We start from the raw sequence: 5,786 nt of genomic DNA on the forward strand, positions 1-5,786 counted from the left end.
GCTATAGAGTGATTTCAGATTTACTCCAACATTGTTGCGACCATGGTTTCAGCTTGACACCAAACAGCTATAGAGTGATTTTCAGTCATAATGTCAACAGAAAAGGCCAAAGTTTCAGCTTGACACCAAACAGCTATAGAGTGATTTGCTGAAGCATGACGAGCCTCATCGCTTCACTGTTTCAGCTTGACACCAAACAGCTATAGAGTGATTTTCCAGCGACCAAAACATGAACACCGTTCTGGTTTCAGCTTGACACCAAACAGCTATAGAGTGATTTCTAAAACAGGAAATAGCCATACATCTTTTTGTTTCAGCTTGACACCAAACAGCTATAGAGTGATTTTTTTCTTTCAGGCAATGGGCGGCGTGGACTGTTTCAGCTTGACACCAAACAGCTATAGAGTGATTTGAAAGACACGGATGAGAGAGATGAACCACGGTTTCAGCTTGACACCAAACAGCTATAGAGTGATTTAAAGAACATACTGTGACCGCCTTTAGGTTACGTTTCAGCTTGACACCAAACAGCTATAGAGTGATTTCAAAGGGAAACGCCGGGGCGATTATAGATGAGTTTCAGCTTGACACCAAACAGCTATAGAGTGATTTAATCATGTTATCACCTCCATCATTTTGTATGTTTCAGCTTGACACCAAACAGCTATAGAGTGATTTCACACAATACCAGAACAGCAACCAACGCCTGTTTCAGCTTGACACCAAACAGCTATAGAGTGATTTTCACGCCCCGCCCATTGAAGGAGAATACCAGTTTCAGCTTGACACCAAACAGCTATAGAGTGATTTGCAATCCCTACCATGCCGCCTGCATAGACGTGTTTCAGCTTGACACCAAACAGCTATAGAGTGATTTATATCAGATCGTAATGACCGAATACTTCCAGTTTCAGCTTGACACCAAACAGCTATAGAGTGATTTAGGCATTTCGATAATCATGACCATGCTCCTGTTTCAGCTTGACACCAAACAGCTATAGAGTGATTTATTGCTCTTGCAAGCCCCTGCAAACGCAGGGGCTTTGCTGTTTCCGCGGGCAGAAAATATCATTCATTGGGGTCATCGAATATCAGCAGTTGGTCTGGATTCTCTTTGGCTTTTTTTCTTTTTCTGTTTTCCAGAAAGACGATTTTGCCAAATTGTTTGTCTGTAAAGCTGAGGATATTGACCTTGCCTTTTTCCGGGATATTATCGTTCACCAGCCTTACGATGGAATCCAGTTTTTCACGCGTCCCACAATATTTCGCATACACTGAAAACTGACACATACCGAAACCCTGTTTTTCCAAAAAAAGCCTGAACTTGGTGGCGGCTTTTCTATCTTCGCTATCCACCACAGGGAGATCGAACATCACCATGACCCACATAAGCCTATATCCGCTAAGAATCTGATTTGGCACCTGGCTCTCCGGTTTTCATTTTTTCCAAGGTTTGCGCCGATATTTCAGGGAAAATTAGCAGCGGTTTTTTGGTTTCCAGAGATCTGATTAATTGTTCCACGCAGCGTGTGAGGCAATGGCGCAGCCGCGTGGCAGTGTTTTCATGGATGAGGCCAAGATTCAACAGGGCTGCCAAGCTTTGTTTTTCTTTGGTCTGCAAAATCGCGTTCAGAGGCAGGCGCCAATTCCACACCATCAGGTCGCAAAAAGGACGGAAAGGCTCCAGCAGGTCGTCCGCCAGGCAAAAAGGGTTCATCATGTTCTGGTGGTGGATGCCAAGCTCTGGAATCAGCCCTGCCGCCGCGATGGCACGGCAAAGTGAAGCCCTCAGAATAGCATAGCCGTAGTTCAGGTGACCGTTGATTCCAGGCAGTTCCGGCTTGCGGCGGAATTTAGCCCCAAAAAGCCTTTGCCAATAGATGCGGGCTGCCACAGCCTCGGAGTTGCCGCTATCTCCAGAAAGCACCTTCCCAACCAGAGTTTGGAGATCGAGGCTGTTTTTACCTGCCAGTTCCAACACTTTGGCTTGGTTCAAAATTTTAGCTTTGACCACCTGACGCCAGAGGTTTTTTTTGAGGGGGAGGCTGCAAGCAATCTGGCTTTCCACGCGCTGTTTGCGATATACGTTTGCCGCGCAGGGCAGGGTTAAAGCCACCGGCTGCGAATTTGGACCATTATGAACCACTACAACACCTTCCTCTGCCAGCCTTGCCAGGGCGCGGTTTGTGATGGTGGCAGCTCTGGCGTTGATGATGAGGGCTTCTATTTCCGAAAGCGGTATCTTTTCCTCCCGCGAGGCACAGGACACCAGCAAAAATCCCTTGGATACGCTGATGCCACAGCTTTCAGCGTTTATTTCCACAACACTGTTCATAGCTCATTCACAATGGGATCGAAAACCCTGCCGATAATGTCCACGCCGGCTTTGCGTGCTCGTTTTTCTTTCAGTTGCTTGGGGCTGTATTGTTCGCCGATATCCTCCTGCCCTTTCGGTTTTTTTGCCACCGACAAATCGCGAAGATAAATAATGTTACCTGTCATTTTCCTGATTTTTTTCAGTTCCCGCAATCCATCAGGCGCGTCTATAGCAATGATATCATTTTTGTAGAGCCGCATCAACCTTTTTCCCTTGGGGAAGTCTTTTTTCCACTGGGGCAGAAATCCGGGTTGATGGGCACTGTGGATATCCACAATCTCAATACCCCAATTACTGTCGGGATCGGTGGGATCTGACAAATAAATATCCGCAAAGAGGTTTTCTCCAGTGTCCATATATTTGAAGGGGCTGCCATTTTTATCGAGAATGGGCACCATGCCGGCAGGGTTTTTGGACAGAGCCAGTTTTATCTTTTTTATATTTTTCCTTTGCGCCCAAGCCTGGACAGCTTCCGCAAAATCCGCTCCGGAACGAGTTTGAGCCATATCTTGCAGTTCTTCGCGGAGGTCGAGCCTCACCACGTTTTCCACATTTTTGGGGTTCAGTTCGGAAACAGGCTTGCGCAAGGTGTAAAGCATCTGTTTGGGGTTTTTGGGGTCTGGTCCGGCGCAGCCGTAAGCGGTTTCCTTCAGCAGGGCGCCGCCGGTCTGGTTTCGCTTTGCCAAAAGGGTGGGATTGATGTGGTCAGGCTTGACGGATACCGCGATGGAATTCACCTTGTCGCGAAAATCCTCGTGGCTGAATCCAGGCCAGGGTGGGTCGAGGTTTTCAACGAATCGCTCGCGGCTTTCGCGAATCCGGGAAGCCAGGTTTTTAATCAATGACCTGGTGGTGAGCGCAATCACAAAGGCGTCGATGGCATGGTGGCGGTGATCGGCTCTGTTTTTTGCGTCTTCTTCGCCCAGAGCGGTGTTCAAACCCCATTTTCCCCTCAGGAGGGAGGTGTGTCTTCCAGTCACAGTCCAAACCCTGTTGTTTCCGCTCACGTGCCACATGTATTTCATTGCCACACGGCTCATATAGCGGGTGTCGTTCAGCATGCGTGCCAACACTTCTTCCTGGTCTTCAAAGTTTTGAAGCGCGTCGGCTTGGAAGCGCCATCTTTTGCTTGGTTTCAGCTTGTTCGCGCGTGCCACAATTCCGCTCCATTCATATCCATCCAGGCTTTCACCAAAAGCCTGCCAGGGACTGCGTTCTTTTTTATATCGGTTCGCGTGTGCAAGGCAGAGAATCTTGTTCGCGTTGCTGTCGTCGTAGGTGAGGGATTTTGGTAGGATGTGGTCTATCTGGGTTTTGTGGGTGTAAAGATCAGCCAAGGCTATCTGTTGCCCGCTGTAGGGACAGCGGCGGTCCAGTTCGTCTTCCCCCAGTTCCCACCAGAGCTTGGTTTTCAGCCTGTTGAGCCGGTTGGGACGCTGGCCGTGCTCTTCCAAAAAGTCGTCTATCTTTTCGTTTTCCTTTCGGTTCAAAAAGTTCGCCCTGTTTATTGCATCTTTTTCTTTTTTGCCCAGCTTGATGTCTTTTCCAAGTTCCAAAACAATTTCGCGGGGAACACCGTATTTTTCCACCAGAGCGTTCACCAGTTTGCGGAGCTGGTTCAGGGCAATGTGGACACTGGGGTTGTTTATCCTGCCGTGAGCGTCGGCATCGGGATCATGAGTGTCACGGTTTAGCTCGATGGTTTCGCGTTTGAGCAATTCGCCATAGTAGGGCAGGTTTCCTTCGTCGAATATTTCGCCGCTGTATTCACCGGAATGTTCAAAACCCGCGGCTTTGCAGGCATCGGAATACATCATTCTTTGGCGCATGAAGGGTAAAATCCTCTTCATGGCTTCCACGCTGAGATGGCAATAATCATCTGGAAGGCTCAGATTCATCAACGCGGTGGCTGCTTCAGCTGCCACGCCCAGTTCAAAAAGACCGCGCAAAAGAGGTTCGTCGTCGAGATCGGAAATTAAAATCTCAATCACCTCATTCTTTGTGTCCAAATCCAATTTTCCCCACAACGCGGCAAGGTCTTCATTTCCCTTTTTGTGGAAAACCGCGCGGGTTTGATCGCCCAAAAGCTCTTTGCGTTCGTTTGTTTCCAAGTTGAAACGCCAATCCTCGGCTTGTTTGCCCCACAGCTTTTTCCGCATGGCTTTGAAGCTTACCTTGGCATTTTGATTGAGCATGCCAAACAGAGTTTCATATTCTGCATCACTCAGCGCCTGGGTTTCGTTCGTGAAAAGATTGACGGCACGGATGTTGTTCAAATCCTGGCGGATGCGAAATTCTTGGAAGAGAGGATGCGCTTTGGGTGCGCGGGGTTCTTCAGGTATCAGTTGGCATTTCCCTTTGGAAGGCGACAGCAATTCTCTTTGGTAAAAAATGATGTGATGAAGCGCCTCTTTGTGTTGTTCGCTGAAGATGGGATTGAAGGCCGCCTGGGCGCTCCAGATGGCATCAAACTCCTCCTCCACCATGTTACGGGTGGGGAAAATGGGGTCTTCGTAAGTTTTTTCATAGCGAAACTTGATGGGTTGACGCCGATGCTGTTTTCCACCTGGCACTTGCTGATATCGGTTCCACATATATTCGCCCAGGGTGTGGGCTCCCTCGCTCTGCAAGGCTTCGTTGAGGTTGTTTATCGCTTCAGAATATGCGTGTTTTTTGTCGCTGAGGGCTTTGCGGTTGCTGCGAAATCCGCGGCGTTTTGCCAGATGGATGAGGGCGCGCGCGAATTCAGCCGGGCTGAGAGGCTGGTCCAAAGCTTTGGCACGCAGCATGTATGGATTAACCTGGAACACTTCCGCGCGTTCCTTTTCATTTTTTGGCAAAAAACCGTGTTCCAATAGATATGAAATCAGTTGACGTGCGCGTTCGAGATAGCGATCCAGATTTCTTCTTTGCCCGCGTGCGTTTCGTCTTTGCACGGAAAGCGGTTCCTTGCTTTTCATTTCGCGTCCGTCTGGGAAAATGCGAACGCCCATCTTGATTATCCCGGTGGGATCGTTGTTTTTGTCCAGTTCCAACATACACCATCCCAGTGAGGTGGAACCGAGATCGATGCCAAGCCTGTAATCTTTTTTCATTTTTCTCTTGACTCCCTACGATACTTTTTTATTTTGGTCTATGAAACCATATTCTTCAGAATTGAATTGGTGTCAAGCTGATAATAAGGTTTTACCAACAACTGCCCGACAGGACTTGATCCCGCCGGGCTTTTTTTATGTGCAACCTCACTTCCCAGCATCTTTGCCCCCCTCCCAGACCTTCTTAAGTCATTCCCCCAAAAAAGTGGGGAATTGTAGTTGTAGCAGTATGTTTATCAGATAGATAGCTTATATTTCTGTCCATTAATTTGTGTTTTCGGATGCAAATCGGGTTGTCTATGCACAATTGTGAA

3 protein-coding genes and 1 CRISPR repeat array are annotated in these 5,786 nt (G+C 48.2%); all 3 genes read right to left on the reverse strand.

Features of this window, described 5'->3' with window-relative positions:
* The first annotated feature begins 45 nt into the window (after nt 1-45).
* Nucleotides 46-1,009: direct repeats of the CRISPR family, unit length 36 nt; unit sequence GTTTCAGCTTGACACCAAACAGCTATAGAGTGATTT.
* Between the two features lie 59 nt (nt 1,010-1,068).
* Genes cas2 through cas9 form a run of 3 tightly spaced genes read right to left on the reverse strand, consistent with a single transcriptional unit; the run spans nt 1,069 to nt 5,472 of the window.
* Nucleotides 1,069-1,389, reverse strand: a complete 321-nt coding sequence (cas2, locus tag GX135_00475) for a CRISPR-associated endonuclease Cas2 (protein NLN84563.1) — start codon at nt 1,387-1,389, stop codon at nt 1,069-1,071.
* A 13-nt stretch (nt 1,390-1,402) separates the two neighbouring features.
* Nucleotides 1,403-2,335 (reverse strand): type II CRISPR-associated endonuclease Cas1, encoded by a 933-nt coding sequence (gene cas1, locus GX135_00480; GenBank protein NLN84564.1) that lies wholly within the window; start codon nt 2,333-2,335, stop codon nt 1,403-1,405.
* Nucleotides 2,332-5,472, reverse strand: a complete 3,141-nt coding sequence (cas9, locus tag GX135_00485; GenBank protein ID NLN84565.1) for a type II CRISPR RNA-guided endonuclease Cas9 — start codon at nt 5,470-5,472, stop codon at nt 2,332-2,334. The genes cas1 and cas9 overlap by 4 nt, the downstream gene beginning before the upstream one ends.
* Nucleotides 5,473-5,786 lie beyond the last annotated feature (314 nt).

The sequence above is a fragment of the Candidatus Cloacimonadota bacterium genome (assembly GCA_012522635.1).
Lineage (GTDB): Bacteria > Cloacimonadota > Cloacimonadia > Cloacimonadales > Cloacimonadaceae > Syntrophosphaera.